At 69.8% G+C, this 26,494-nt stretch carries 23 protein-coding genes; 10 read left to right on the top strand and 13 right to left on the bottom strand.

The annotated features are described in order from the left end of the window. Positions 1 to 3: 3 nt before the first annotated feature. The 9 genes from urtE (at position 4) to ASF41_RS18350 (ending at position 10,966) form a co-directional block, all read left to right on the top strand. Complete coding sequence (gene urtE / locus ASF41_RS18310) at positions 4 to 693, top strand: urea ABC transporter ATP-binding subunit UrtE (RefSeq protein ID WP_056221777.1); 690 nt, start codon at positions 4 to 6, stop codon at positions 691 to 693. Positions 694 to 704: 11 nt separating this feature from the next. Next, on the top strand, positions 705 to 1,721 hold the full coding sequence (locus tag ASF41_RS18315; protein WP_056495685.1) for an alpha/beta fold hydrolase: 1,017 nt from the start codon (positions 705 to 707) through the stop codon (positions 1,719 to 1,721). Positions 1,722 to 1,843: 122 nt separating this feature from the next. Beyond that, positions 1,844 to 3,073 (top strand): formamidase, encoded by a 1,230-nt coding sequence (gene fmdA / locus ASF41_RS18320; RefSeq protein ID WP_056495688.1) that lies wholly within the window; start codon positions 1,844 to 1,846, stop codon positions 3,071 to 3,073. 303 nt (positions 3,074 to 3,376) lie between these two features. Further along, positions 3,377 to 3,700 (top strand): FmdB family zinc ribbon protein, encoded by a 324-nt coding sequence (locus tag ASF41_RS18325; protein ID WP_056221483.1) that lies wholly within the window; start codon positions 3,377 to 3,379, stop codon positions 3,698 to 3,700. A 184-nt stretch (positions 3,701 to 3,884) separates the two neighbouring features. Beyond that, positions 3,885 to 5,321, top strand: a complete 1,437-nt coding sequence (locus ASF41_RS18330; protein ID WP_156648047.1) for a carbohydrate porin — start codon at positions 3,885 to 3,887, stop codon at positions 5,319 to 5,321. Between the two features lie 83 nt (positions 5,322 to 5,404). Beyond that, positions 5,405 to 6,457: an aliphatic amidase gene (locus tag ASF41_RS18335; protein ID WP_056350156.1), complete on the top strand. Its 1,053-nt coding sequence runs from the start codon at positions 5,405 to 5,407 to the stop codon at positions 6,455 to 6,457. Between the two features lie 127 nt (positions 6,458 to 6,584). After that, the gene (locus ASF41_RS18340) at positions 6,585 to 7,031 is read left to right on the top strand and encodes an Rrf2 family transcriptional regulator (RefSeq protein WP_056274360.1); all 447 of its coding nucleotides are present in this window, start codon (positions 6,585 to 6,587) and stop codon (positions 7,029 to 7,031) included. Positions 7,032 to 7,187: 156 nt separating this feature from the next. Continuing rightward, the gene (locus tag ASF41_RS18345; RefSeq protein WP_056495691.1) at positions 7,188 to 7,832 is read left to right on the top strand and encodes an NADPH-dependent F420 reductase; all 645 of its coding nucleotides are present in this window, start codon (positions 7,188 to 7,190) and stop codon (positions 7,830 to 7,832) included. Between the two features lie 197 nt (positions 7,833 to 8,029). Next, entirely contained in the window at positions 8,030 to 10,966 is a 2,937-nt protein-coding gene (locus ASF41_RS18350) for a PAS domain S-box protein (protein WP_082504666.1), read from the top strand. A 326-nt stretch (positions 10,967 to 11,292) separates the two neighbouring features. On the opposite strand, the gene ASF41_RS18355 is transcribed toward ASF41_RS18350, so the two are convergent. Then, positions 11,293 to 12,213: a DMT family transporter gene (locus ASF41_RS18355; protein ID WP_056495694.1), complete on the bottom strand. Its 921-nt coding sequence runs from the start codon at positions 12,211 to 12,213 to the stop codon at positions 11,293 to 11,295. A gap of 60 nt (positions 12,214 to 12,273) precedes the next feature. Here ASF41_RS18355 and ASF41_RS18360 point away from each other — a divergent pair, with 60 nt between their 5' ends. After that, complete coding sequence (locus ASF41_RS18360; RefSeq protein WP_200941290.1) at positions 12,274 to 12,900, top strand: TetR/AcrR family transcriptional regulator; 627 nt, start codon at positions 12,274 to 12,276, stop codon at positions 12,898 to 12,900. A gap of 340 nt (positions 12,901 to 13,240) precedes the next feature. Here ASF41_RS18360 and ASF41_RS18365 read toward each other — a convergent pair whose 3' ends face one another. The 12 genes from ASF41_RS18365 to ASF41_RS18420 form a co-directional block, all read right to left on the bottom strand. Next, positions 13,241 to 13,504: a hypothetical protein gene (locus ASF41_RS18365; protein WP_056495699.1), complete on the bottom strand. Its 264-nt coding sequence runs from the start codon at positions 13,502 to 13,504 to the stop codon at positions 13,241 to 13,243. A 259-nt stretch (positions 13,505 to 13,763) separates the two neighbouring features. Beyond that, entirely contained in the window at positions 13,764 to 15,692 is a 1,929-nt protein-coding gene (locus ASF41_RS18370) for a PAS domain-containing sensor histidine kinase (RefSeq protein WP_156653383.1), read from the bottom strand. A gap of 557 nt (positions 15,693 to 16,249) precedes the next feature. Continuing rightward, entirely contained in the window at positions 16,250 to 17,053 is an 804-nt protein-coding gene (locus tag ASF41_RS18375; protein ID WP_056221413.1) for an inositol monophosphatase family protein, read from the bottom strand. Between the two features lie 47 nt (positions 17,054 to 17,100). Beyond that, positions 17,101 to 18,039, bottom strand: a complete 939-nt coding sequence (locus ASF41_RS18380; protein WP_082487139.1) for a phosphotransferase — start codon at positions 18,037 to 18,039, stop codon at positions 17,101 to 17,103. Positions 18,040 to 18,067: 28 nt separating this feature from the next. Continuing rightward, a complete protein-coding gene (locus tag ASF41_RS18385) occupies positions 18,068 to 19,030 on the bottom strand; it encodes a phosphotransferase family protein (RefSeq protein WP_056495704.1) in 963 nt (320 codons plus the stop codon). Further along, a complete protein-coding gene (locus ASF41_RS18390; RefSeq protein ID WP_056495707.1) occupies positions 19,027 to 20,325 on the bottom strand; it encodes a Zn-dependent hydrolase in 1,299 nt (432 codons plus the stop codon). Before ASF41_RS18390 ends, ASF41_RS18385 begins: the two co-directional genes overlap by 4 nt. Continuing rightward, positions 20,300 to 21,052, bottom strand: a complete 753-nt coding sequence (locus ASF41_RS18395; protein WP_056274336.1) for a DeoR/GlpR family DNA-binding transcription regulator — start codon at positions 21,050 to 21,052, stop codon at positions 20,300 to 20,302. The genes ASF41_RS18390 and ASF41_RS18395 overlap by 26 nt, the downstream gene beginning before the upstream one ends. 440 nt (positions 21,053 to 21,492) lie before the next feature. Continuing rightward, entirely contained in the window at positions 21,493 to 23,037 is a 1,545-nt protein-coding gene (locus tag ASF41_RS18400) for an amidase (RefSeq protein WP_056495709.1), read from the bottom strand. Positions 23,038 to 23,077: 40 nt separating this feature from the next. Then, entirely contained in the window at positions 23,078 to 23,791 is a 714-nt protein-coding gene (locus ASF41_RS18405) for an ABC transporter ATP-binding protein (protein WP_056274330.1), read from the bottom strand. Then, positions 23,788 to 24,531, bottom strand: a complete 744-nt coding sequence (locus ASF41_RS18410; protein WP_056495711.1) for an ATP-binding cassette domain-containing protein — start codon at positions 24,529 to 24,531, stop codon at positions 23,788 to 23,790. The genes ASF41_RS18405 and ASF41_RS18410 overlap by 4 nt, the downstream gene beginning before the upstream one ends. Further along, the gene (locus ASF41_RS18415; protein ID WP_056495713.1) at positions 24,528 to 25,619 is read right to left on the bottom strand and encodes an ABC transporter permease subunit; all 1,092 of its coding nucleotides are present in this window, start codon (positions 25,617 to 25,619) and stop codon (positions 24,528 to 24,530) included. Before ASF41_RS18415 ends, ASF41_RS18410 begins: the two co-directional genes overlap by 4 nt. Further along, a complete protein-coding gene (locus ASF41_RS18420; RefSeq protein WP_056221764.1) occupies positions 25,616 to 26,488 on the bottom strand; it encodes a branched-chain amino acid ABC transporter permease in 873 nt (290 codons plus the stop codon). The genes ASF41_RS18415 and ASF41_RS18420 overlap by 4 nt, the downstream gene beginning before the upstream one ends. Positions 26,489 to 26,494 lie beyond the last annotated feature (6 nt).

Here is a 26,494-nt window from a genome sequence, read left to right on the forward strand (position 1 = left end):
CCGATGCTGGCGATCGGCGACCTTCACGCGGCCTATGGCCAGAGCGAGGTGCTGCACGGCCTCGACATCGCGGTGGCGCCCGGCGAGATCGTCGCCGTGATGGGCCGCAACGGCATGGGCAAGACCACGCTGATGAAGACCCTGATGGGCATCGTGCCGGTGAAGTCCGGCACGATCCGGGTCGACGGGGCCGCGGTCGAGGGCCTCAAGAGCCACCAGCGCGTGGCCAAGGGCCTCGCCTACGTGCCCCAGGGCCGCATGATCTTCTCGGCCATGACCGTGCAGGAGAACATCGAGACGGGGCTCACCGTCACCGGCGAACGCCGGGTGCCCCAGGACCTCTACACGATGTTCCCGGTCCTCCTCGAGATGAAGGGCCGGCGCGGCGGCAACCTGTCGGGCGGCCAGCAGCAGCAGCTCGCCATCGCCCGGGCCCTAGCGAGCCGGCCCAAGGTCCTCCTCCTCGACGAGCCCACCGAGGGCATCCAGCCCTCGATCATCCGCGAGATGGGCCGCACCCTGAAGAAGATCCGTGACGAGCGCGGCCTCTCCATCGTGGTCTCCGAGCAAGTTCTGAGCTTCGCCCTCGACGTCGCCGACCGGGTGCTGGTGATCGAGAACGGCGTGATCGTGCACGAGAGTCTGCGCGCCGACATCGACGAGGCCCAGGTCGCCCGCTTCCTTTCGGTCTGATGGAGGTCAGAATGGTCGATTACGAGATCTTCGAGCTCGGCGACTTCGTCCTCCAGTGCGGCAAGACGCTGCGCAACGCCCGGCTCGCCTACAAGACCTTCGGCACGCTCAATGCCGCCCGGGACAACGCCATCGTCTACCCGACCTGGTACTCGGGCCAGCACACCGAGAACGAGTGGCTGATCGGGCCGGGCAAGGCGCTCGATCCCGACACCTACTTCATCATCGTCCCGAACCTGTTCGGCAACGGGCTGTCGTCCTCCCCGAGCAACACGCCGCCCCCCTGGAACGGGCCGCGCTTTCCCAACGTCACCGCCTACGACAACGTCACGGCGCAGCATCGCCTCGTCACCGAGCATTTCGGCATCGAGACGCTGGTGTTGGTGACCGGGTGGTCCATGGGCGCGCTGCAGACCTATCATTGGGGGGCGCTCTACCCCGACATGGTGCCCCGCATCCTGCCGTTTCAGGGCTCGGCCAAGTGCTCGCGGCACAACTTCGTCTTCCTGGAGGGCGCCAAGGCCGCGCTGCAGGCCGACGCCGCCTACGCGGAGGGCTGGTACACGAGCCCGCCGAACCGGGGCCTGCGCGCCTTCGGCCGGGTCTATGCCGGCTGGGGCCTGTCGCAGACCTTCTACCGGATCGAGGCGGACCGGACCCACATGGGCTACGCGTCCCTGGAGGACTTCCTCGTCGGGTTCTGGGAGGGGCTGTTCTACACCCGCGACGCCAACGACCTGCTTGCCATGCTGTGGACCTGGCAGAACGGCGACATCAGCGCCAACGACCGCTTCAACGGTGATCTCGACGCCGCGCTCGGAGCGATCCGCGCCGACGCGATCCTGATGCCGGCCTCCACCGACCTCTACTTCCCCCCCGAGGACAACGCCATCGAGGCGGCGGCCATGCCGAACGCGGACCTGCGCGTCCTCGACACCTGGTGGGGCCACTTTGCGGGCGGACCGGGGACGAGCCCCGACGACATCGCCACACTCGATGCGGCCCTGAAGGAGCTGCTCGCACGCTGACGGCGACCGGGCCCGGCGCGCGCCGGCCCGACGATCACCGCCACATCACCCGCCGGCGGATCTCACCGCCGGCGCTAACGGGGACGCATGTCCCCTGTCTGGGAAGGGAGCACCGACGCAACATGCCCGAGACCCTGATCAAGGTCGATCTGACCCAATCGGCCTACGACAACGACATGGTGCACAACCGCTGGCACCCCGACATCCCCATGGTGGCGATGGTCAAGCCCGGCGACGACTTCATCGTCGAGACCTACGACTGGACCGGCGGCTTCATCAAGAACAACGATTCGGCCGACGACGTGCGCGACATCGATTTGTCGATCGTGCACTTTCTGTCCGGCCCGATCGGCGTCGAGGGTGCCGAGCCCGGCGACCTCCTCGTGGTCGACCTCCTCGACATCGGCGCCAAGCCCGAGAGCCAGTGGGGCTTCAACGGCTTCTTCTCGAAGAAGAATGGCGGCGGCTTCCTCGACGAGCATTTCCCCCAGGCCCAGAAATCGATCTGGGACTTCGAGGGCATGTTCACGAAGTCGCGCCACATTCCCGGCGTGCGCTTCCCCGGCCTGATCCATCCCGGCCTGATCGGCTGCCTGCCCGATCCGAAGATGCTGGAGACCTGGAACACCCGCGAGAAGGCGCTGTTCGACACCGACCCCAACCGAGTCCCGGCCCTGGCCACCCTGCCCTTCGCCCCCACCGCCCATATGGGCCGGCTCAAGGGCGAGGGACGCGACAAGGCGGCGGCGACGGGCGCCCGCACGGTGCCGGGCCGCGAGCACGGCGGCAATTGCGACATCAAGGACCTGTCGCGGGGCTCGAAGATCTACTTCCCCGTCTACGTCCCCGGCGCCGGCCTCTCGATGGGCGACCTGCATTTCAGCCAGGGCGACGGCGAGATCACCTTCTGCGGCGCCATCGAGATGGCAGGTTGGGTCCATCTCAAGGTCAGCCTGATCAAGGACGGCATGGCCAAGTACGGGATCAAGAACCCGATCTTCAAGCCGTCGCCGATCACGCCGAAGTTCGACGACCATCTCATCTTCGAGGGCGTCTCCGTCGACGAGTACGGCAAGCAGCACTACCTCGACGTCACGGTGGCCTACCGCCAGGCCTGCCTCAACGCGATCGAATACCTGAAGAAGTTCGGCTACTCGGGGGCCCAGGCCTACTCGATCCTCGGCGCCGCGCCGGTCCAGGGCCACATCTCCGGCGTCGTCGACATCCCGAACGCCTGCGCCACCCTGTGGATTCCGACGAAGATCTTCGACTTCGACATCAATCCCGGCGCCGACGGACCGACGAAGTTCCTCGACGGCTCGATCCAGATGCCCCTGTCGCCCGATCTTTGAGGATCGGGTCGCGCCCGATCCGGCGCGCATTCCCCTCCTCCTGGCAGGGGGACCGCAGATGCCGGTTCGCGCGCCGAGACGTCTCCCGTCGCACCATGTCATCCCGGGGCCGCGCAGCGGAGCCCGGGATCCAGACGCACAGGTGGTGCGAGACTGCATGCCGTCGGCGGGTCCGGATTCCGGGCTCGCCTGCGGCGCCCCGGAATGACGCGGCGGGCCGCATGCGAACGCGCGAACGTCCAGAGTCGTGGGTCGCACTCCGCTCGCCGCGCTCCACCCAGCAGACAGCACCGAGAGGTCCCCATGCCCGTCTACGATTACGCCTGCGAGGGCTGCGGCCCGTTCACGGTGCTGCGCCCGATGGCCGAGTTCCGCGATCCCCACGACTGCCCGGATTGCGGGACCGCCTGCGGCCGCGCCTTCCTCACCGCGCCGAACCTCGCCTCCATGGATGCGGGATTGCGCAAGGCGCACGCCACCAACGAGCGCAGCCGTCATGCCCCCCGCAAGGTTTCGGGGCACGGCGCCGGCTGCGGCTGCTGCAGCGGGTCGGCGAAGACCAAAACGCAAGCAACGCCGGCCGCCAAAAGCTTTCCATCGGCGCGCCCCTGGATGATTAGCCACTAAATTAAGCACTGGCACTGCAATTGCAAAGTATTACCCGACAGCAGATCTGCACAGTGTCTGGGCCTATCGAGATATAATTCCACAGCTGAAGTGGATGGGATGGGTCCGAGGCGGGATCGATGCTGGAGCGTGGGGTGGTACGATGATCCAGAGATTCGAACGGGGACCGGTGCCGAGGCGCCGGATGGGATGGGGGGCGGCCCGGGGCGCGCTCCTGTCGGCGGCGGTCGCGTCCGCCGGCGTCCTGGTGGACGGGCCGGCCCTGGCGCAGACGGCCTCGCCGGTGGGCCAGTTCAACGACCAGACGCAGCCGCGCACCGACCCGGCCATCGCCGACAAGCCGAAGGACCCTGTCCGGGTCGGCCCGCTCGCGCCCTGGGCCACCGAGATGGCGGCCCGCGGCCTGACCTTCGACGTCAACGTCTACGACTTCTACCAGGCCAACCCGACCATGGGTCTGCGGCCCGGCGAGCAGTCGAACTCGGCCTATTTCGTCCTGTCGATGACGGCCGACATGCAGAAGATCGCCGGCATCTCGGGCGGGACGATCAACTTCACCCAGACCTTCTTCGGCCTGGTGCGCAACCTCAACATGGCCGCCGACATCGGCGACACCACGGTGGGCTACCAGCCGCCGTTCAACCCCAACTTCGCCCGGCTGTCGCTGTTCACCTACCAGCAGAAGCTGCTCGACGACCGCCTCGTGGTCGAGGTCGGCCGCACCCATCCGGACCGGTACTACGGCCTTCCACCGTGCAACTCGATCAATTCCTGCTTCCAGGACATGTTCTACTTCAACGCCGGCTTCACCTCGCCGCTCTACGGGGTCTGGGGCGCCAACGTCGCCTACAAGCTCTCGCCGACCACCTACGTCCAGGCCGGCGCCTTCAGCGTGAACCCCAACACCAACGGGCTGTCGGGCTATGATTTCGGCTACGAGCGCCTGGCCGGCGCGGTGGTGATGACCGAGATCGGCCGCAAGACCGACTTCTCCCAGGAGGCCTATCCGGGGCGCGTCTCGCTCACCGGCTTCTACAACACCGCCGATCACGAGGATAACTTCAAGACGGCGCTCGGCCGCTCCAAGGGTCTGTTCCCCGGCGATCCGGCCCTGCAGAAATCCGGCACCTCCGGCGTGGTGCTGACCGCCTCGCAGACGGTCTGGCGGGCCGACGGGGGCGCGGAGGCCGCCAACCCGCACCCGGCCTCGGTCTCGGTCTATACCGGCACCGGCTACGCCTTCGACCCGACGATCCCGATCCGGTTCAATTCCTTCGCCGGAATCCTTCTGCAGTCGCCCGACCAGTCCCGGCCCAACGACACCTACGGTCTGAAGGCCAACTGGCAGCGGATCAACGCCAACTACGCCGACTTCCTGGCGGATGCGAACTTCATCTCGGGCGGCTCGGGCGCGCCGTTCTCGCGGGACAAGTTCATCTTCGAGGCCAACGCCCACATCGACGTCGGGGCCGGCGTGATCCTCGAGCCCGTGGTCCAGTACGTCGTCAATCCGAACTCGTTCTGGAACCCCTACACCGCCCGGCGGCCGAAGGACGGCGTCTATGGCGGCTTCACCCTCGTGGTTCCCCTCGGAACCCTCCTCGGCCTCGCGCCGGGCTAGGGGCCCGGGGGACCCCGTCTCCCCCCACGCGTGCCGCCAAACACCGCGGCACGCGCCACGTCTCGAAACCGGAGGATCGCGCCATGATGCACGGAGACATTTCGTCGAGCCAGGACAGCGTCGGCGTCGCCGTCGTGAACTACAAGATGCCCCGCCTGCACACGCGGGACGAGGTCCTGGAGAACGCGTCCAAGATCGCCGACATGGTGGTCGGCATGAAGTCCGGCCTGCCCGGCATGGACCTGGTGATCTTCCCCGAATACTCGACCCACGGGATCATGTACGACGCGGCCGAGATGTACGAGACCGCCACCACGGTCCCGGGGCCGGAGACCGACATCTTCGCCGCCGCCTGCCGCAAGGCGAAGGTCTGGGGCGTGTTCTCCCTCACGGGCGAGCGCCACGAGGAGCACCCGAACAAGGCGCCCTACAACACCCTCATCCTGATGAACGACCAGGGCGAGATCGTGCAGAAGTATCGCAAGATCATGCCCTGGACGCCGATTGAGGGCTGGTATCCGGGCGACCGGACCTACGTCTCCGACGGCCCCAAGGGCCTGAAGATCAGCCTCATCATCTGCGACGACGGCAACTACCCGGAGATCTGGCGCGACTGCGCCATGCGGGGCGCCGAGCTCATCGTCCGCTGCCAGGGCTACATGTATCCGGCGAAAGAGCAGCAGGTCCTGATGTCGAAGGCGATGGCGTTCGCCAACAACACCTACGTGGCGGTGGCCAATGCCGCCGGCTTCGACGGGGTCTACAGCTACTTCGGCCACTCGGCGATCATCGGCTTCGACGGGCGGACGCTGGGCGAGTGCGGCGAGGAGGAGATGGGCATCCAGTACGCCGCCCTGTCGAAGTTCTTGATCCGCGATGCCCGCGCCCACGGGCAATCGGAGAACCACCTCTTCAAGCTGCTGCATCGCGGCTACACCGGCATGATCGCCTCGAAGGAGAACCGGCACGGCCTGTCGGAATGCCCCTACGACTTCTACCGCCGCTGGATCGAGGACCCCGATGCCACCCGCGAGGCCGTGCGGGCGATCACTCGGCCGAGCGTCGGCACCCCGGAATGCCCGATCGAGGGCATCCCCTTCGTGGGCAAGGGCGAGGGCCCGCCCGACCCGGCTTGATCCGGCGCCCCTCACCCGTGTGATGCTCCGAGGGGCCTCGGCCAGCGACGGCGCGACGATGCGCGGGAACCCGGTTGACAGGCGCGAGATGTGTCGTATTGTCATCGACACACAAGCGAAATCGATCATGCCCACCACCACCCGCTTCGCCGTCGCCGTCCACATCCTCGCCGCCCTGGCGGTGAGCGGCGGCAAGCCGCTCCGGTCCGAGGATCTCGCCTATTCCGTCAACACGGGCGCGGTGGTGATCCGGGGGCTTCTGTCCCGCCTCGGCGAGGCGGGGCTGACCCGTTCGCAGATGGGGGCGGGCGGCGGCGCGTTGCTGGCCCGACCGGCCGAACGCATCCGCCTCCTCGACGTCTACGGCGCGGTGGAGGATACGGCGCTGTTCACCCTGCACCGGACCCCGCCCTGCGAGGCCTGCGCGGTAGGCGGACAGATCCAGGCCGCCCTCAGCCCGATCCTCGGGCGGGCCCGGCAGGCCTTGGAGGACGAGTTGGCGACCGTCACCATCGCCGACATCGCCGCCGAGGTGGCGCGCCTCGGCAAGTTCACGATCCCCCTCTCCTGGTGATCGTTTTTTACCCTAAAGTGTAATCGCGTCGTCGACATAGCAACATTTAAGACGGATGCGGCCGGCATTGAATGCGGATCGTTCGCCACCGGGGCGCGGACGGCTCGAAGACGCAAAGCCCCCGGCAGCAACCCCCTTCATGACAGGAGCGACACCATGAGCATCGGTATCCTTGGTTCCGGCGGCCTCGGCTCGAACTTGGCGCGGGCACTGGCTCGCAACGGCATCGCCGCCACGGTGGCGAACAGTCGGGGGCCGGCCTCGCTGGCGGCCCTCGTCGCGGAACTCGGTCCCTCGATCACGGCGGGCACCGTCGCGGAGGCGGCCAGCGCCGACATCGTCTTCGTCGCGCTGCGCTGGACCGACACCGAGACGGTGCTGAGCCGCCTGCCGGCCTGGAACAACCGCATCGTGGTCGATGGCACCAACCCGGTCGAGTTCCTCGACCCGAATTCGCCCGCCGCGAACGATCCGGCCAACCCGCTGGCCGCCTACGGCATCAAGGCCGTCGATCTCGGCGGCCGCGCGTCGAGCAGCCTGATCCGTGCCCTCGTCCCCGGCGCACGCGTGGTCAAGGCCTTCAATCACCTCGACGTCAACGCCCTGCCCCAGCCCCGACTCTCCGGCGGTCAGCGCGTACTGTTCTATTCCGGCGACGATGCGGCCGCGAAGGCCGAGATCCGCGCGCTGATTGAGGCCATGCGGTTCTTCCCCGTCGACCTCGGCGCCCTCGACACCGGCGGCCCGCTGGCGGAACTGCCCTTCGGCCCCCTCGCGGCCATCAACTTCGTCAAGGTCTGACCGGCGGTCCCACCTACGATTCGGGCTGGACCGCGAAGCCCGGATCGAGGGCCGGTTCCGCTGCCGCGGGGCCGGCTCTCGCCGTTCTGCGCCGCGGGGCCGCGCCGCCTCCGTTTGACCCGGGCGGGCGGCGCCTCTACCGCCCTTGCCGAGACCCGTCGCCCCTGATCGACACCCCGGAAGGAGGACGTCCCGGCATGAGCCAGCCCGAGACCGACGCGCGCCTGCGCCGCGCCGCGGAGCTGGAGCGGGAGGCCGCGCGCCTGCGGGCCGAGGCCCGCCGCTCCGCCGAAGGGCCGGGCATCGGGCCGGATGAGGCCGGGCCGGAGGCCGACCCGATCCCGCACCGGCAGGCGATCCTCGACAGCACGACGCGCTTCGCCATCCTGGGCACGGATCGCGACGGGGTGGTGACCGACTGGAATGCCGGCGCCGCCCGCCTCTTCGGCTGGCCCGCCGCCGCCATCCGCGGCCGCGGCATCGCCTGCCTGTTCACCCCCGAGGATCGCGCGATCGACCGGCCCGGGATCGAGATGCGCCTCGCCCTGGAGCAGGGCCGCGCCGAGGACGAGCGCTGGCACCTGCGCGCCGACGGCACGCGCTTCTGGGCCTCGGGCGAGATGATGCCCCTGCGGGACGGCGACGGCCGGCACATCGGCTACGTCAAGGTCGTGAGCGACCGCACCGCGGAGCACCGGGCCGGGGACGCCCTGCAGAACGCGGAGATGCGCCTGCGCCGCGCCCAGGAGGCCGGCGGCATCGGCGTGTTCTCGGTGGGCATCGACGACGGCATCCTGCACCCGACCCCGGAATTCTGCCGCCTCTACGGGCTGCCCGTGGCCGCGACCTATCCGGCCTCGGTCTTCGAGCGCCTGGTCATCCCGGACGACTCGCACCTCGTCTCTACGGCGGAGAGCCGCCGGCGGGGCGAGCCGCCCCGGGACGTCGAGTACCGCATTCGCCGGCCCGACACCGGCGAACGCCGCTGGATCGCCCGCCGGGGCGAGATCGAGCGCGATGCCGCGGGGCGCCCGCTGCGGTTCTCCGGCGTCGCCCGGGACGTCACCGAGGCGCGCTCCGCCCGCGACGCCCTGGCCACCAGCGAGGCGCGCTACCGCGCCCTGTTCGAGGCCGTCGACGACGGTTTCTGCATCATCGAGTTCTTCGACGGGCCGCACGGCCCCTTGAGCGACTACGTCCACGTCGAGGCCAATGCCGGCTACGAGCGCCACACCGGCATCCCGGACATCGTCGGCCGCACCCTGCGCGACCTCGCGCCGGCGGAGGCCGAGGGCTGGCTCGAGCTCTACGGCGGCGTCCTGCGCACCGGGACCGCGATCCGGTTCGAGCGCGCCTTTCCCCTGGCCGGCCGTCACATCGAGGTCTCCGCCGCCCGGATCGAGCCGGCGAGCCGGCGCCAGGTCTCGGTGCTGTTCCGGGACATCTCGGCCCGCCGCCGGGCGGAGGACGCCCTGCGCGCCAGCGAGGCCCTGGCCCGGGAGAACATCGAGCGGGTGCAGCTCGCCCTGGCCGCCGGGGCGATCATCGGCACCTGGCTCTGGGACCTGCCCACCGACCGCTTCAGCGTCGACGAGGCCTTCGCCCGCAGCTTCGGCCTCGATCCCGCCGCCGGGCGCGAGGGCCTGAGCCTCGCCCAGGTGGTGGAGACCGTGCACCCGGACGACCGCGCCGGCCTCGCCGAGGCCATCCAGGCCGCCATCGCCCGGGGCGGCGCCTACGCGCACCAGTACCGCACCCGGCGGGTGGACGGCCGCTACTACTGGCTCGAGGCGAACGGCCGCGTCGACCACGGCCCCGACGGCACCCCGCTGCGCTTTCCCGGCGTGCTCATCGACGTGGAGGAGCGCCGGGCCGGCGAGGCCGAGCGGGCGCGGGTCACCGAGCAGCTGCGCAGCCTCAACGAGACCCTGGAGCAGCGGGTCGCCGAGCGCACGGCCGAGCTGATGCGGGCCGAGGAGGCCCTGCGCCAATCGCAGAAGATGGAGGCGGTGGGCCAGCTCACGGGCGGCCTCGCCCACGACTTCAACAACATGCTGGCGGGCATCGTCGGGTCCCTCGAGCTGATGCAGACCCGCATGCTGCAGGGCCGGGTCGGCGACCTGGAGCGCTACATCGGCGCCGCGCAGGGGGCGGCGCGCCGGGCCGCCGCCCTGACGCACCGCCTCCTCGCCTTCTCGCGCCGCCAGACCCTGGCCCCGAAGCCCACCGACGTGAACCGCCTCGTCGAGGGCATGGCGGAGCTGGTGCGCCGCACGGTCGGACCGGCGGTGTCGGTCGAGGTGGTGGGCGCGGCCGGCCTGTGGCCGACCCTCGTGGACCCGAGCCAGCTCGAGAACGCCCTCCTGAACCTCTGCATCAACGCCCGTGACGCCATGCCGGACGGCGGCCGCATCGTGGTCGAGACTGGCAACCGCTGGCTCGATGCCCGCGCGGCGCGCGAGCGCGACCTGGAGCCGGGCCAGTACGTCGCCCTCTGCGTCTCGGACAACGGGACCGGCATGACGCCCGACGTCGCCGCCAAGGCCTTCGATCCGTTCTTCACCACGAAGCCCCTCGGCGAGGGCACCGGCCTCGGCCTGTCGATGATCTACGGCTTCGCCAAGCAGTCGGGCGGCCAGGTGCGGATCTACTCCGAGCCCGGCGCGGGCACGATGGTGTGCATCTACCTGCCGCGCCATCTCGGCGCGGCGGAGGGGGTGGAGACGGTGCCGGACCTGTCGGAGGCGGCCCGGGCCAAGGTCGGCGAGACGGTGCTGGTGGTGGACGACGAGCCCACGGTGCGGATGCTGGTGACCGAGGTGCTGGAGGATCTCGGCTACGCCGCCATCGAGGCGGCCGACGGCGCCTCGGGCCTCAAGGTGCTGCAATCCGATGTGCGCATCGACCTCCTCGTCACCGATGTCGGCCTGCCCGGCGGCATGAACGGCCGCCAGATGGCGGAGGCGGCCCTGGTGTCCCGGCCCGGCCTGAAGGTTCTGTTCATCACCGGCTACGCCGAGAACGCCGCCCTCAACCACGGCCACCTCGCCCCCGGCATGCAGGTGCTGGTCAAGCCCTTCGCGCTCGAAGCCCTCGCCACCCGCATCCGCGGCCTGATCGAGGGCACCGCGTGATGACCCTCGCCGGTTGATTCCTCGGGCGCTTCGCACGCGCGGGTCCCCTCCGGGAGGGAGAGGGACAGGGTGAAGTGCGGCACCGCGTCGGATGGGCCACGCCCCTCACCCCGACCCCTTCCCACACCGGAGAGCGACGGCCCGCCGAGATCGCTGCCGCGGGCCCCGTCCGGGTCCAACGCCTGTTCGGCCGTCTCCCGAACTCGCGGCGCGTGGCAACCGGCTGTAACTGCCCGGACGGCAACGATCCGGCCGCCGTCGCCCGCGTTGCCGGTGTCATCGCAGGCGGCTGAGTGAGTCCCCCCACCAAAACGGGAATCGCCGGTTCATCCCCGTCCTTTCGCACCGAGCGCGATTCCGACCAGGATGGTGAGCGCCGCGACGACGAGCCGCGGATCCAGCCCTTCGGCCAGGATGACAGCCGACAGACCGATCGCCACGACAGGCGTCGCAAGAACACCGAGAGGTGCGGTGGTCGCCGGCACGCGCCGGTTCACGACCGTCATGGCCCAGAACCCGAGCGCTGTTCCGATGACGCCGTTGTAGGTGAGCGCCAGCAGCGCGGGCGTCCCGATCCGCGTCGGCGGTGCACCCTCGACCGTGAGCGCCAGGATCACAAGGACGATGGTCGCGAGCAGGCATTGCCAGGGCATGAGCTGGAGCGGCGTCGCCTCCCAGCGATGGGCCCGGGTGTAGACGATGCTGACCGACCAGCAGAGCGCGGCCACGATCACCAAGCCGTTCCCGAAAAGGACCGCCGCGTCCCCCCACGCGAAGCTGCCCGGCTCGAAGAGCACCAGCAGGCCGGCGATGCCGACCGCGATGCCGGCGACTTGCCGCGCGGACACGCGCTCGCCGAGGAAGAAGAAGGCGGCGGGCGCGACCCAGAGCGGGGTGGTGTAGCCCAGCACGATGGCGCGGCTCGCCGGAACGAAGACGAGCCCCGCCGTCATGAGGCTCGCGAAGGCGACCATGTGAAAGAGCGCGATCACGAGGATGACCGGCAGGTCGGCCCGGGACGGCAAGACAAGCTGTCGGGCCGCAAACAGGGATGGGAACAGGACGAGAGCGGCCAGCGCAGTGCGGATGGCGACTGCCCAGAGCGGCGTGACCTCCCGTACAGCCAGCTTCATGACGACCCAGTTGAGGCTCCAGGCCAGGACCACGAAGGCGAAGAGGCCGATGGTGGAGACGGCAGAGGCCGAATCCCGCTTTTGGGCGGGGAGAGCGGCAGTGGGTGCGGGCATCGCGGCGGCCTCATGTAGACAGGTCTGTCTACACTGTCTCACATAGGACGGCCTATCTACATGGTCGGGATGACATCAGACCCAGGCACCGCGGCATTCACTCCCATCCCGGCCCGGGATCGCATCCTCCGGACGGCACAGGATCTGTTCTACAGACAAGGCATCCGCGCCACCGGCATCGACCGGATCATCGCGGAGGCGGGGGTGACGAAGGTGACCTTCTATCGGCACTTCCCCTCCAAGGACGTCTTGATCCGGGCTTATCTGGAGCGGCGGCACGTAACCTGGATGGCTTGGTTCCGCGCGGCGCTGTCGTCCGCCCGCGCCGCCCAGCCGGAGGCAGAGCGCAGGGAGGCACCGCTGGTGCCCGTGCTCGACGCCGCGCGAGCGTGGTTCGGCCTCGCCGACTTCCGGGGGTGCGCCTTCGCCAACACGGTCGCGGAGGCGGGGGAGGCCGCCTTGCCACTCGCCGGCATCGCGGCGCAGCACAAGCACGAGGTGCGGGATGCGATTGCGGCGCTGTTGCCCCCGACCGCGAGGGGTCGCGCCGAGATCGCCTGGGCCGCCACTCTGGCCCTGGACGGAGCGGCTGTGAACGCGCAGTTCGGCGAAGCTTCCACGGCTGCGGCACTGGATGGCCTCCGCAGCCTTCTCGATGCCCTCGGCTCGCGCCCGTCCCTTCCATGAGGGTCCGCTTTCCGCCCCGCGCCGGACTGGCCGAAAGCCCATGAACGACCGCGTCCGGGAAGCGCCGGCGGCTGTCTCTGCGGCTTCCCCAGGTCGCAACCTGCCCCCGATGGTCCAGCGGAGGCGGGCGCTCCCGGAATCCGCCGACCCTTCGCCGACCTTCCGCTGCGCCGCGCGCTTCAGGCAAATCCCGTCAGGTGGCGCGGGCTGCGTGGTCCGCTCTGCCGGCGGATCGCGGACTGGGCGATCACGGGTGACGCGCCGGTGCTCGGCATCCGGCTGCGGCGGGTGACCGTGTGAACGGCCGTTGAGGAGGGGGTGCGGACCTGATGCGTCGCGTTCAAAGCTCGCGTCGGCGCGTGCCGGCCCTGTCGCCTTCGATAAACCGGCGGATGACGTCCTTCTCCCGATCCGTCTCGCCTGTGGAAACGCGCCCGAAAAGACGATCGAGCCAGATGGACGTGAAGAAGACCAGGACCCAGCCTATCGAAAACAAGAGGAATTCGGTTCCTGCAGCGTAGATTTGCCCATAGCAAGCCCTGACGAGCATCTGAAATGCAAAGGCGATTGGATAAAACCAGAAAACCTTCCAGTTTGAGGGCATCGTATGACTCCAGGCGCCGTCATTGTCCGATGCGAAACTCAACGAAGGTTTATCAGGGAAGTGCCAAAGTGGACTTCCATCACAGGTTTTCGGCGGCCGTGTTCAAGCGGATCCGTTCCATCGAGCAACACCTATTGGAACATTGTGGCTGCCGTCTGCAATGGATGGCCTTTCCGCCGGTCTGCTTTCGGACGGCAAGTGCATCGAAGCGGACATCGTGGGGTTTCGAACGCACCGACCAAGCTGAGGCCGGGCCTGATTAGACCGAACCCCTCGCACGGAAGCCGAGGAGCCGGTGCAGGACGTCGCCCAGTTGCACCGCCGAATACGGTTTCTGCAGTAGCTCGAACCCGTACGTGCCCTCCTGCACCAGCACGTGGCTGTAGCCGGATGCCAGGACCACCGGCAGGTGCGGTATCCGCCGCTGCAGTGCCTTGGCGAGCTCTACGCCACCCATGCCTGGCATCACCACGTCGGTGAACACCAGGTCGAAGCCGGCGCCGTCGCCGCCCAATCGGTCCAACGCCTCCTCGGCGTTGGCCGCCCAGGTCGGACGATAACCCAGGTCCTCAAGGATCTGGGTCGCGAACTGACCGACCCCGATGTTGTCCTCGACAACGAGGATGCGCTGCCCCGTGCCATGAGGCGTCACGCCCCCGTCGGGCCCGCGGACACGGGCCGGGACCTCCTCTTGCTCGACTTCCGGCAGGTAGAGCGTAAAGGTTGTGCCTTCCCCTACCGTGCTGGCCACATCGATGTCGCCGCCCGATTGCTTTGCAAAGCCGAATACCTGCGACAGGCCGAGTCCGGTGCCCTTGCCGACCTCCTTGGTGGTGAAGAACGGCTCGAAGATCCGGCTGAGCAGGTCCGGGGGGATGCCTGAACCCGTGTCGACGAGGGAGACCGCGGCGAAGGCTTTGCGCGAGCCGGCATGGCCGCGGATGACGGGAAGGGTTGTCCGGCATCCGAGGCGCAGGGTGAGTGTTCCTACCGCGTCCATGGCATCGCGTGCGTTGACGGCCATGTTGATGAGTGCGGTCTCGAACTGACTTAAATCCGCCCGGACGAAGCATGGCGCGTGGGGCACCTCCGCGACCACGCGGACGCGTGCGCCCGTCACGGTATCGAGCATTTCCGCGATCCCACGCATCCTCTCGCCGACGTCGAACACCTCTGGCTTGAGGGCCTGCCGGCGTGCGAAGGCGAGCAACTGGCCGGTCAGCTTGGCCGCGCGCTCAACCGTATCAGAGACGGCGTTCAGGTAGCGATCCTTGCGCGCCTCTGGCAGGTCCGGTCGGCGAAGGAAGTCCACGGACGAGCGGATGATCGTCAGCAGGTTGTTGAAATCGTGCGCGACGCCGCCGGTGAGCTGGCCGACGGCTTCCAGCTTCTGGGATTGGCGGAGGGCCTCCTGGGCCTGCTCCAGCTCGGCCTGCCTTTCCCGGGCCTCGGTGATGTCACGTCCGGTCGCGTAGGTCAGCGTTCCGGCCGGGGCGGCGGTCCATGAGATCCAGCGCGTCGAGCCATCCTTGTGCCGGTAGCGGTTGACGATATGGGGCATCCCGCCCTCGGACGCCTCGGTATAGGCGTCGACCGTCTCGACGTGGTCCTCCGCCAGGACGAACTCGTTGACGTGGTGACCGACCAGTTCGTGCGGCTCGTAGCCGAGAAGGCGGGTCCATGCCGGGTTGACCCGCCGGAAGACGCCCGCGAAGTCGATGATGAGCATCAGGTCGGGCGCGGTGTCCCACATCAGGTCTCGCTCGTTCGTGCGCTCCTCGACGCGCCGCTCCAAGGTCGCGTTCAGGCTGCGCACCTCGCCGAGTGCCCGTTCCAGGCTCTCTTGGCTGTCCTTCAGCGCCGCGTCGGCCAGCACTCGCTGCGTGGTCTCGTTGGTGAAGATGAACAGGCCCGCGATCCTGCCGTCGGCGTCGAGCACCCGTGAATACGAGAAGGAGAACCACGTCTCCGCCGCCCCCCGGTCGGTATCGAGCGTCCACGGAAGGTCCTCGAAGCGGTGGCTGCGCCCGGCGAAGGCGTCTTCGATGATGGGCTTGGCCTGTTCCCAGGCATCCGCCCAGACTCTGTCGAAACGCTCGCCCGTGGCCCAGGCCACCCGGGGGCCAAGCAGGCGGGAATAGGTGTCGTTGAAGAAGAAGTGCAGGTCCGGCCCCCAGGCCAGGATCATGCTCTCGGGCGAGTTCAGGACCAGCGAGAGCGCGGTCTTGAAAGCTTGCGGCCACGTCTCGGGTAGCCCGAGAGGATGGGCAGACCAGTCGCGCTCGCGGATGAGGCGCGCGGCCTCGCCGCCCCCAGCCAGGAACGCTGTCGCGTCGCTCACCGTGTCATGCCCAGCGGACGCCGTACGAAGCGGCAATGGCTGCGCCCGGACGTCTTCTTGCTGGATCGGTGACACCTCTCATCGAGCGTGTCGAAGACCGTGCGGTCGTAATTTTCGCAGTCGCCGAAAGACGTGATCGCGCGCTTCGGCTTATCGGAGGACATTTCAGGGGCCATGCCCCCTTATGACACACGCGCCTTCAGTGGTCGCCGAGGGATTGCTCCTCCGCCGGGCTATGGTGCCTGCTTTTCGCTTCGAACCAAAGTCGCCCTCAGGGCGACGAACGGCTGCTTACAGGAAGCGCCGACAACGATGTGAACGACCGGCTTGGGTCGCAACCGGCCCCCCGATGACCAGGCGGAGGGGGCGCTCCCGGGATTCGCCGCCCTTCCGGTCGCCGCGCCTCAGGCAAATCCCGTCAGGTGGCGCAGGGCCGCCGCGTGCAGCTCCGGGTTGGCGGCGGCGATGACGCGGCCGTCGAAATCCGGGGTGAGCGGGCGACCGGCCCAGTCGGTCATCACGCCCCCGGCGCCCTCCACCACGGGGGCCAGGGCCATGACGTCGTAGACCTTGAGGCCGGCCTCGACCACGAGGTCGCAATGGCCCGAGGCGAGGAGGCCGTAGGCGTAGCAGTCGCCGCCGAAGCGGCGCAGGCCCACGGCGGCGCTCAGGGCCGCGAACGCCTCGGCGTCGGCCCCCCGGAACAGGTCGGGGGAGGTCGCGAACAGCCGGGCCTCGGCGAGGGCGCGCCGGCTGGTGCGGATCGGCTTGCCGCCGAACCAGGCGCTGCTGCCGTTGCCGTGCCAGCGCTCGGCCAGGGCCGGCATGTCGATCAGGCCGAGGAGCGGCCGCCCGCCCCGCACCAGGGCGATCAGGGTGCCGAAGAGCGGCATGCCGGTGATGAAGCTCTGGGTCCCGTCGATGGGGTCCACCACCCAGGTCAGGTCGTGGCTGAAGTCGCCGCCCTCCTCCTCGCCGAGGATGCCGTGCGCCGGGTAGGCCTGGCGGATCTCGGCCCGCAGGCGGGCCTCGATGCCGCGGTCGGCCTCGGTGACGGGGCTCGCATCGGCCTTGGCCTCCACGGCGAGCGGCGTGCGGAAGTGGCGGCGCGCCAGGGGGCGCACGCTGTTGGCGAGGTGGTGGGCGAAGGCCATCAGCCCGTCGGGCGTGGCGTCGAAGCCCGCCGGTGGGGCGAGGGTCGGGAACATGGGATCGGCCTTGGGCGACGGGGAACGCGGGAACGGGAGGGCGGCGGTCACAGCGAGTGCAGCCAGCGCGGCCAGTCGGGATGGTGGAACAGGGTCCGGGCCCGCGCGAGCTTCCAGGTCCCGTACTTGTAATAGTCGAAGTCGAGGGTCGAGACGCGCTCCTGGATCATCGCCCAGGTCGCCCATTTGAGGTCGCCCAGCGCCTTCAGCACCGCGGTGCGGGCGTCGATCTGCGGGGTCCAGCGGCCCCAATAGGCCTCGATCATCTCGCGCTCGACCGCGGCCGGGAACGCCATCTCGTCGAACCACAGGGCGAGCTCGTAGGCGCGCTCGTTGTTCGAGGCGTACTCGAAGTCGACGAGGCGGACCTGGTCCTGCCCGTCGAGCATGAAGTTGCCGGCCAGGGTGTCGTTCATGCAGGGCACGAGGTCGAGGCCCGAGGCCAGGAGCGCGGCCTTGGCCTGGCCGTAGCGCCGCATCAGGAAGGCCGCATCCTGCGGCACCCGGCCGCCGACGGCCTCCACCTGCCCGACATGCTCCTCGATCATGTCGAAGATCGTCTTGGTCAGGGTCAGGGCCGGCGCGTCGTTGAAGGCCCGCAGGGCCCGGACCGCGTTCTGGCGCACGACCGGGCGCAGGAAGTCGAGGTTCGAGGACGCCCGGAAGTCGTCCAGGAAGGCGAAGATCTCGACGCCGTCCTCCGGCAGGTAGTCGAGCACCGCCACCCCGAAGCCGCAGGCCTCGGCCCGCCGGCTGGCCTCGTGGGCGGCGTCCCGCGCGATGAACATCTCGGTGCCGCGCCCGGGCACCTTGAGGAAGACGTCGATCCCCTCCCCCGCCTGGACCCGCCAGTTGGTGTTGCTGATGCCGCCCGAGACGGCGCGGTAGCGCAGGGGCGTGCCGGCCCAGGCCGGCACCCGGGCGAGGATCGCCTCCAGGGCCTGCTCGGGGGCGCCCCGCCCCTCGCCCATCCGTGTCCAGCTCATCGCGTCCTCCCCGCAGCCGTCCGGTCCGTCACAGCCGGCGCAGCCAGAGCTCGAAGTCCGGCGCCGCCATCGTGGTGCGCGCGTGCCGCAGCCGCCACTGGCCATACTTGAAGAACTCGAGGCCGGGCCGGCGCGAGGTCACCGCCCGGATGATCCCCCAGAGGCCCCACATCAGGTCGTCCACCGCGCCGTAGAGCCGGCAGCGGGCGAGCAGGGCGTCGGTGCAGCGCCCGGCATAGGTCTCGATGGCCTGCCGGCGCTCGGGCTCGAAGACATAGGCCTCGTTGAGGAGCGCGCCGATCTCGAACCAGGGGTCGAAATCGCCCGCGAGGTCGAAATCCACGAGGCGGACGCCGTCGGGCGCGAGGCCGCCCCCGTCGAAGCGCAGCATGAGGTTCGAGGCGGTGCCGTCGTTGCGGCAGAACCGCCGGTCGAAGCCTGCCGCCGCGATCGCCGCGCGGATCAGCTCGGCCTCCGCCAGGAGCACCGCGAAATCGTCGGGCACCGGGGCGGCGCAGGCCCGGGCCTCCGCCGCGAGGGCGGCGATCCGCCCGAACGGGCAGAAGCTCTGGCCGAGGGGCTCCGCCCCGTGCAGCCGCCGCAGGGCGCCGAGGACCTGTGCCATCGTGTTCGCCTCCTGCAGGTCGCCGACCCGGGCGTAGCGCCAGGGCTCGGGCAGGTCGGCCAGCACGACCACGTCCTCGCCCTGGGCCAGCAGGGCCGGGCCGAGGCCGAGGGCCCCGGCCCGGCGCGTCGCCTCCGCCATGGCGGGGCAGATGTCGGCGGCCATGTCGGCGTGGCGCCGCTTGACGAAGACGGGATCGGCGCCGTCGCGCCGGACCCGGGCGCAGTCCGAGGCCACCGCCCGGTGGGTCGGGGAGGCGACCGGCGCCGCCGCCAGGGCGATCTGCGCCGCCCCGGCCTCCCAACCCGGGAGGCGCGCGAGGGCGTCGGCGATGCGCGTCGCGAAGTTCGGTTCGGGGGCCATCATCCTGTCGGCTCCGGTTGCGCGGCCCGCACCGGGTCGCCGCCCCGGCGGCACAGGCGCCTGGCCGCCTCCCGCATCAGGGCGAGGCCCGCCGCGAGGTCGGCCGGGTCGGTGGCCTCGGCCTCGTTGTGGGCGATGCCGTCGATGCTTGGCACGAAGACGAGTCCCGTCGGGCAGATCCCGAGGAAGCTCAGGGCGTCGTGCCCCGCCACCGTGTCCATCCGCAAGGATTCGAGGCCCTGCGCCGCGGCGCAGGCGGCGATGAGATCGCAGACCGCCTCGGGCATCGCCCGGATCGGGCGCTCGCCCCGGCTCGTGATCGTCAGCCCGGTGCCGGCCCGGTCGGCGGCCCCGGCGAGGAGGCGGTCGGCCCGGCGCCCGGCCTCGGCCAGGATGGCGTCGTCGGCGGACCGGAGCTCCACCGAGATCGCGACGTGTGCGGCGACCACGTTGGCGGAATTCGGCGCGACCTCGACACGACCCACCGCGGTATACAGCAGGCCGGGCCACGCATCGGCCAGCGCCCGGATGTCCGCGATGGCATAGGCGGCGGCGAGCAGCGCGTCGCGCCGGCGCTCCATCCGCCCGGGCCCCGTATGGGCCTGGACGCCGGTGAAGGCCGCCTCGATCTTGGTCGCCCCCCAGTTGCGGGTGACGATGCCGATGGTCCGTCCGGCCTCCTCCAGCGCGGTGCCCTGCTCCACGTGGATCTCGAGGTAGCAGGCCGGCTGCGGCGGCGGTGCGTCGCCGCCCGCCTGGCCGATCGCCGCCAGCGCCGCCCCCAGGCGGATGCCGTCGTCGTCGCGGCAGGCCAGCGCCTCCGCCACCGTGTGTCGGCCGACATAGGTACCGCTGCCGAGGAGGCTCGGCCGGAAGCGGGCGCCCTCCTCGTTGGTCCAGTTCACGGCGCAGAAATCGGCGTTGAAGCGCCCTCCGGCCCGCCGGGCCGCCATCAGGCCGGCACCCACCCGTAGGGCGGCGGCGACGCCGTAGGTACCGTCGAGGCGGCCGGCGCGGCTCTGGCTGTCGAGGTGCGAGCCCATCATGACGAGGGGCGCATCTTCCTGATCCGTCAGCGAAAACAGGCCGAACTGGTTGCCCGTCGCGTCGACCCGCAGGGTGCCGCCGGCCGCCCGGACCATCTCCGCGAACACGGCGCGGGCGGCGCCGTCCGCGGGGCTTGCGCAGAGGCGGGTCACGCCGCCCCCGGGGGTGGCGCCGCAGGCGGAGAACCGGTCGAGCAGGTCCGCGAGGGCCCGCGCCTCGCCGGCCTCAGGTATGGATGGTCTCGATCTCATGCCGGGCGAACGCGTCCTGGAACGCCTCCGGCGGCGGCTTGTCGGTGACGATGCTGAGCTTCTCGCCGAGACCGAAGGTGCAGAGATTGGCCTGCCGGCCGAACTTGCGGGAATCGGCGAGCAGGACGGCCCTGCGCGACTGACCCTTCAGCGTCCGGCGCAGCACCGATTCGTGCTCCTCGTAATCCATCCAGCCGTGCTCGAGATCGCAGGCGGCGATCCCCATGAAGGCGATGTCGAAGAAGTAGCGCCGGGCGTAGGCCACGGTCTCGTAGCCCACCAGCGCGTTGTCGTTGCTCCGCAGGGTGCCGGGCGTCAGGTTGACCCGGGCCGGGCCGCTGCCGAGATGCAGGGCCACGTCCACCGAGTTGGTCGTGATGGTGAGGTTGCGCCCGGTGAGCCGCCGGGCGAGGGCAAGCGTGGTGGTGCCCGTGTCGATGAAGACCGACATCCCGTCCAGCACCAGGGTCTCGGCCAGAACCGCCACGCGCCCCTTCTCGCGGGTGTTGAGCTTGCCGCGCTCCTGCAGGGGGCGCTCCTGATCGAGGCGCGGCGGCACCGCGCCGCCGTGGATGCGCCGGAGCAGGCCGCGTTCCTCCAGCATCTTCAGATCGCGGCGGATGGTTTCTTCGGACACCTTCAGGAAGAGGGCCACATCCGCGACGCCGACCCGGCCCGTCCCATGGAGGCGGGACAGGATTTCCTGGTGGCGATGATCCGTCAGCATGCTCGATGGCCGTCCTACCGTTCACCCGATGATAACGGTGATCCGTGGCCGCGGTCGCGCGGGAATGCGGACGCGGCATCCGGTATCCCATGCTCGTTCGCGTTGTCCTGCAACTGGAATGATGCATCGAATCTCGCCTTGCGCCGTCGGCGCGTGTGACCGGTCGGTCAAAAACCACAGACACAGGTCGTTTCCCGAAATCCTACGGCATCGCCGGATGCAATCGAACCCCCACCCCGGCATGGTCCGCACGTCGCCCGACGCGTATGTCTGCCGGAATTCCCAAGGAAAACGTTCCGCGTTTTGATTACGCCGCGACTGGCGAGGTGGGTCAATCGGGAAATCTGTGTTTTGTGGTTTCTGTGGCTTTACTGCTCATTGCCAGGGCCGTTTGCCGATCCCTTGGGCAGTCCTGCCCGCGGGATACCCGCGTCCGAGCCTCAGCCGACCAGGTCGGGAGCGCGGCGGTGACGCGTCGCCTGTTCGTAGTCGTAGGCGAAGCCGAGGAGGTCGGCCTCGCTCCACATTCGGCCGACGAAGATCAGGTTGAACGGCGACCCCGAGGCGTAGAATCCGGCCGGGACCGTCACGCCGGGCAATCCGGCGATGTTGATCTCGCACACCGTGGTCTCGTTGATCGCCTCGTCGCCGTGAAGGGGCGGAAGTTCGTTCCGCATCTGCGGGAAGACGAGGCCGTCGAGGCCGCGCGCGTCCATCACCGCGTCGAAGATCGCCAGGTAGGCCTCCCGCAGGGTGAGGAAGGCGGAGAGATCCGGTGGCACGGTCGGGTTGGCGAGGATCGGCGCGAAGGCCGGGATGCTGTGCAGGTAACGCAGCACGCCAATGGGGCCGAAGGCGTCCTCGGCCTCGGTGGCCGCGGCGAAGGCCTCGACGCTGCGGATGGCGGCGCTCGGGCCGAGGCGCTGCAGATAGAGGTGCAGGTCGTAGGGGACCGATTCCATGCCGCGGGCATCGAAGTGATTCAGGCCCGGCGTGGGGCGGCCCAACGCCGCGAAGTCGGTCCCGGCGAAGGGATCGGCCACCAGCGTGGCGCCGCGGGCGGCGATCTCGTCCTGTGCGCGGGCATAGAGCGTGCCCGCCTCCGGGGAGAGCGGCAGGTCGCGCCAGCCCGGGCCGAACAGGCCGAGGCGCTTGCCCTTCAGCGCTCCGGTGTCGAGGTGGGCGGTGTAGCCGCCCCGCGGGCGCTTGCCGATGCCCGCCACGGTCTTCGGATCCGCGGGGGTGTAGCCCGCCAGCACGTCGAGGGTCAGCGCGGCGTCGCGCATGCAGCGGGCGATGGGACCGACCACGTCGCGGGTGCTGCCGGCGAGCGGCACCACGCCGGCATTGGGCACCAGGGCGAAGGTCGGCTTGATGCCGACCAGCCCCTGCGCCGAGGCGGGATTCTGGATCGAGCCGCCCGTCTCCTCGGCGAGGCCCAGTACCGCGAAGCTGGCACCGACGGCTGTCGCCGTCCCGGCGCTGCTGCCGCCGGGCAGGCTCTCGGGCGCGGCCGCGTTCAGGGTCGGGCCGGCCCAGCTGTCGTTGGCGTGGCTGCCGGTGGCGCTCAGCACCGGCACGTTGGTCTTGCCGAGCATGACGCAGCCAGCGGCCCGCATCCGCGCCACCACGGGCGAGTCGGTCTCCGGGATGAGGTCGACGCCGCCGGTCCGGGCGCTCAGGAAGTGCCAGCCGGCGGTGGTCGGCAGCCCGGCCATGTCCATCGGGTCCTTGATCACCACGGGCACGCCGGCCAGCGGCCCCAGGGCCTCGCCGGCCGCGCGCCGGACATCGATGGCGCGGGCATCGGCCAGGGCGTCCGGGTTCATGACGATGAGGGCGTTGTAGTGCGGGTTGTGCGCCGCGATGCGATCGAGGAAGGCCTGCGTCAGCGCCTCGGAGGTCACACCGCTGGCAAAGGCGTCGGCCGCATCGGCCAGGGTCATCTCGACCACGTCGAAGGGGCTGCGTGTCGTGGCATCCATGCCGGACGTCTCCTGACTAGAAAAAACGGGGGTGTGGCCCTCAGGCCATGCCGACGAACTCGTCGATCATCGCCCGGTCGCGGGCGACATCGGGCGGGACCTCGCGGGTGATGCGGCCCTTCTGCAGGATCAGCACGCGCTGCGAGAGCGACGCGATGAAGTTCAGGTTCTGCTCCACCAGCAGCACCGCGAGGCCCCGTTGCCGGCCGATCGCCCGGAGCGTCTCGATGATCTCCTCGATGATCGAGGGCTGGATGCCCTCGGTGGGCTCGTCGAGGAGGATGATGCGGGGGGCCCCGCAGAGGCAGCGGGCCAGGGCCAGCAGCTGCTGTTCGCCCCCCGAGAGGGCACCGCCCGGCCGGTCGAGATAGGCCTTCAGGCGCGGGAACAAGGTGAGGATATCGGCGATCACCGCCTCCTCCCTGTCGCGCGACAGAAGGCAGCCCATCCGCAGGTTCTCGTGGACGCTGAGCGCCGGAAAGATCTCGCGCCCCTGCGGCACGTAGCCGATGCCGGCCCGGGCCCGGGCGGTCGGGGAGAGCCGGGTGATGTCGCGCCCGTCGAAGGTGATCGATCCGGCCGTGGCGGGCAGGTTGCCGGTGAGCGTCCGCAGCAGGGTCGACTTGCCCATGCCGTTATGGCCGAGGATGCCGACGAACGCGCCCTCATTCACCTGCAGCGACACGCCGCCGAGGATCGGGATGCGGCCGTAGCCGGAATGCAGGTCGTCGACGGCGAGGAGGGGAGCGGTCATGCGGCCTGCTTGCCCAGATAGACGTCGCGGACGCGGGCGTTGGACAGTACCGTGTCGACATCGCCCTCGATCAGGATGCGGCCCTGGTTGAACACGGTCACGGTCTTGGCGATCATCCGGATGAACGGCATGTCGTGCTCCACCACGATGACCGCATGGGTGCGGTTGATCTCGCGGATGAGGGCGGCGGTGCGCTCGACCTCCTCCTTCGTCATCCCGGCGGCGGGCTCGTCGAGGAGGATCAGCTCCGGCTCCTGGGCCAGGACCGTGGCGATCTCGACCCATTGACGCTGGCCGTGGGCGAGCTGCCCGACGAGGCGGGTGGCGATCTCGGTGAGCTTGAGGCGGGTCAGCGTCTCCTCGACGATGGCGCGGGTGCGGGCGAGCGACTTCTTGCGGCCCGCCGCGACGAAGACGTTCTCGCGCACCGACAGGCCGTTGAAGACGTTGGGAACCTGCGTCTTGATGCCGACCCCGAGGCGGGCGATCTCGTGCGGGTGCGCGGCCGTGATGTCGGTGTCGCGGAAGTGGATGCGCCCGGCGCTCGCCGTGAGCTGGCCGGTGAGCATCTTGAAGAAGGTGCTCTTTCCCGCGCCGTTCGGACCGATGAGACAGCGCAGCTCCACCTCCCCGAGGACGAAGTCGACCGCGTTGACGGCGGTGACGCCGCCGAAGCGCATGGTGGCGCCCTTGGCTTCCAGCAGGGGGCGGAGGGGTTTCGCCGCGGGGGACACGCTCATCGACGGACCTCCCCGGCCAGGGCCGCGCCCGGGGCGGGCCCGAGGGGCTTGGCCCGCATCCGCCGGCCGATGAGCGCCGTGCCGAGGCGCAGGAAGAGGTTGCGGGCCACCGGCACCAGACCCTGCGGGATCAGCAGCACGAAGGTGACCAGGATCGCGCCGAGGCCGAGGTTGGAATCGATGAGGCTCTGGGCGCCGGCCTCGATGGTCAGCCACTGTATCAGTACCGCCCCGAGGATCGGGCCGAGCAGGGTGCCGAGTCCGCCGACGAGAACGAAGATGATCACCTGGGCCGACATGGTGAGGCCGAAGACCGTGGGGCTGATGAAACCGCCCCAATTCGCGAACAGGCAGCCACCGAGGCCGGCGATGCCGGCCGAGATCATGAAGGCCAGGAGCTTGTAAAGGCGCGGATCGTAGCCGATGAGCTGCGCCCGGGTCTCGTTCTCGCGGATCGCCACGACCACGCGGCCGAACCGGCTCGCCAGGATGGCGCGCAGGACCACGTAGACGAGGATGAGGCTCCCCATCGCGGCATACCAGATCCCCTCGGGGTCGAGCGGGTTGCCGGCGTCGCCCGGCAGGTTGAGGGCCGGGATGGCCGGGATGCCGTTGAAGCCGCCGAGTTCGGCCTCGCCGATCCGGTACTGGCTGCCCGAGGTGGTGTTCACGAGCTGGAACAGGATCACCGAGACCGTCAGGGTGATCACCCCGATATAGGCGTCCGAGATTCGGCCGTAGAACATGAAGTAGCCGAGCAATCCCGCGAACAGCATCGGCACCACGATGGCGAGCAGAACCGGCAGGGTCGAGTCACCGAGGTTCAGGACCGCGACGGCGTAGGCGTAGCCGCCGAGGCCCAGGAAGGCGGCCTGCCCGAACGACATCACGCCGCCATAGCCCCAGATGAAGCCCTGGCTGAGGGCGAACATCGCCATGGCCACGAAGCCCGTCATCTGCACGAGGCCGAAGGTGTCGAGGAGGTGGGGGGCTCCGAACAGCATGACGAGGCCCGAGGCGACCATGGCGAGGAAGCTCAGGGCCGCCGGACGGACCAGGGCTCGGAGCGGCGACGGGGGACGGGTCATAGGCTGCGCCTCAGGTAGCGGCCGGTGATGCCCTGGGGCAGCACGCGGATGAGCAGGACTGCGGCGACCAGAAGGGCCACGTCGCCGATGACGGGGGTGGTCTTGAACGAGACGAGCTCGTTGATGACCCCGAACAGGGTCGAGGCGAGACCCGTGCCGGTGAGGATCGCCGGGCCGCCGCCCAGCACCGTGATGAAGGCGCGCGAGATGTAGGCCGCCCCCATGGCCGGCGAGATGCCGGAGATCGGTGCGAGCACGCCGCCGGCGAGACCCGCCAGGCCGGCCCCGAGGGCGAAGGTCGCCATGTAGATCCGGTCCGGCGAAACCCCCAGGGAGGCCGCCATGCGCGGGTTCTGCATCGTCGCCCGCAGGATCAGCCCGAACCTCGTCAGGCGCAGGAGCAGGTAGAGGCCGGCCAGGGCCGCGCAGGCCACCGCCACGATGACCAGGCTGTAGAGGCTCGCGCCGTAGCGCCCGATCTCGAAGCTCCCGACCGGCGTGGACACGCCCCGGACCACGTTGCCGTAGATCGACGTGACGAGGCCGATCAGCCCGAGGCTGATCCCCCAGGTCGCCAGCATCGTGTCCATCATGCGCCCGTAGAGGAAGCGGATGACGGTGCGCTCGAGGACGAGGCCGATGAGGCCGACCACGAGGGGCGGCAGCACCAGCATGGCGACCCAGATGTTGAGGCCGGCATCGGAGGCGGCCACCGCCGTGTAGGCGCCGAGCATCATGAACTCGCCATGGGCGAGGTTGATGATCCGCATCATTCCGTAGATCACCCCGAGGCCGAGGGTGATCAGCGCAAGTGTCGCGATGCCCGCCAGGACGTTGAAGGCGAGGAGGCCGACGAGATCGGGCGCCATGCTCAC

Origin of the sequence: Methylobacterium sp. Leaf111 (genome assembly GCF_001423285.1) — a bacterium.
Taxonomy (GTDB): domain Bacteria; phylum Pseudomonadota; class Alphaproteobacteria; order Rhizobiales; family Beijerinckiaceae; genus Methylobacterium.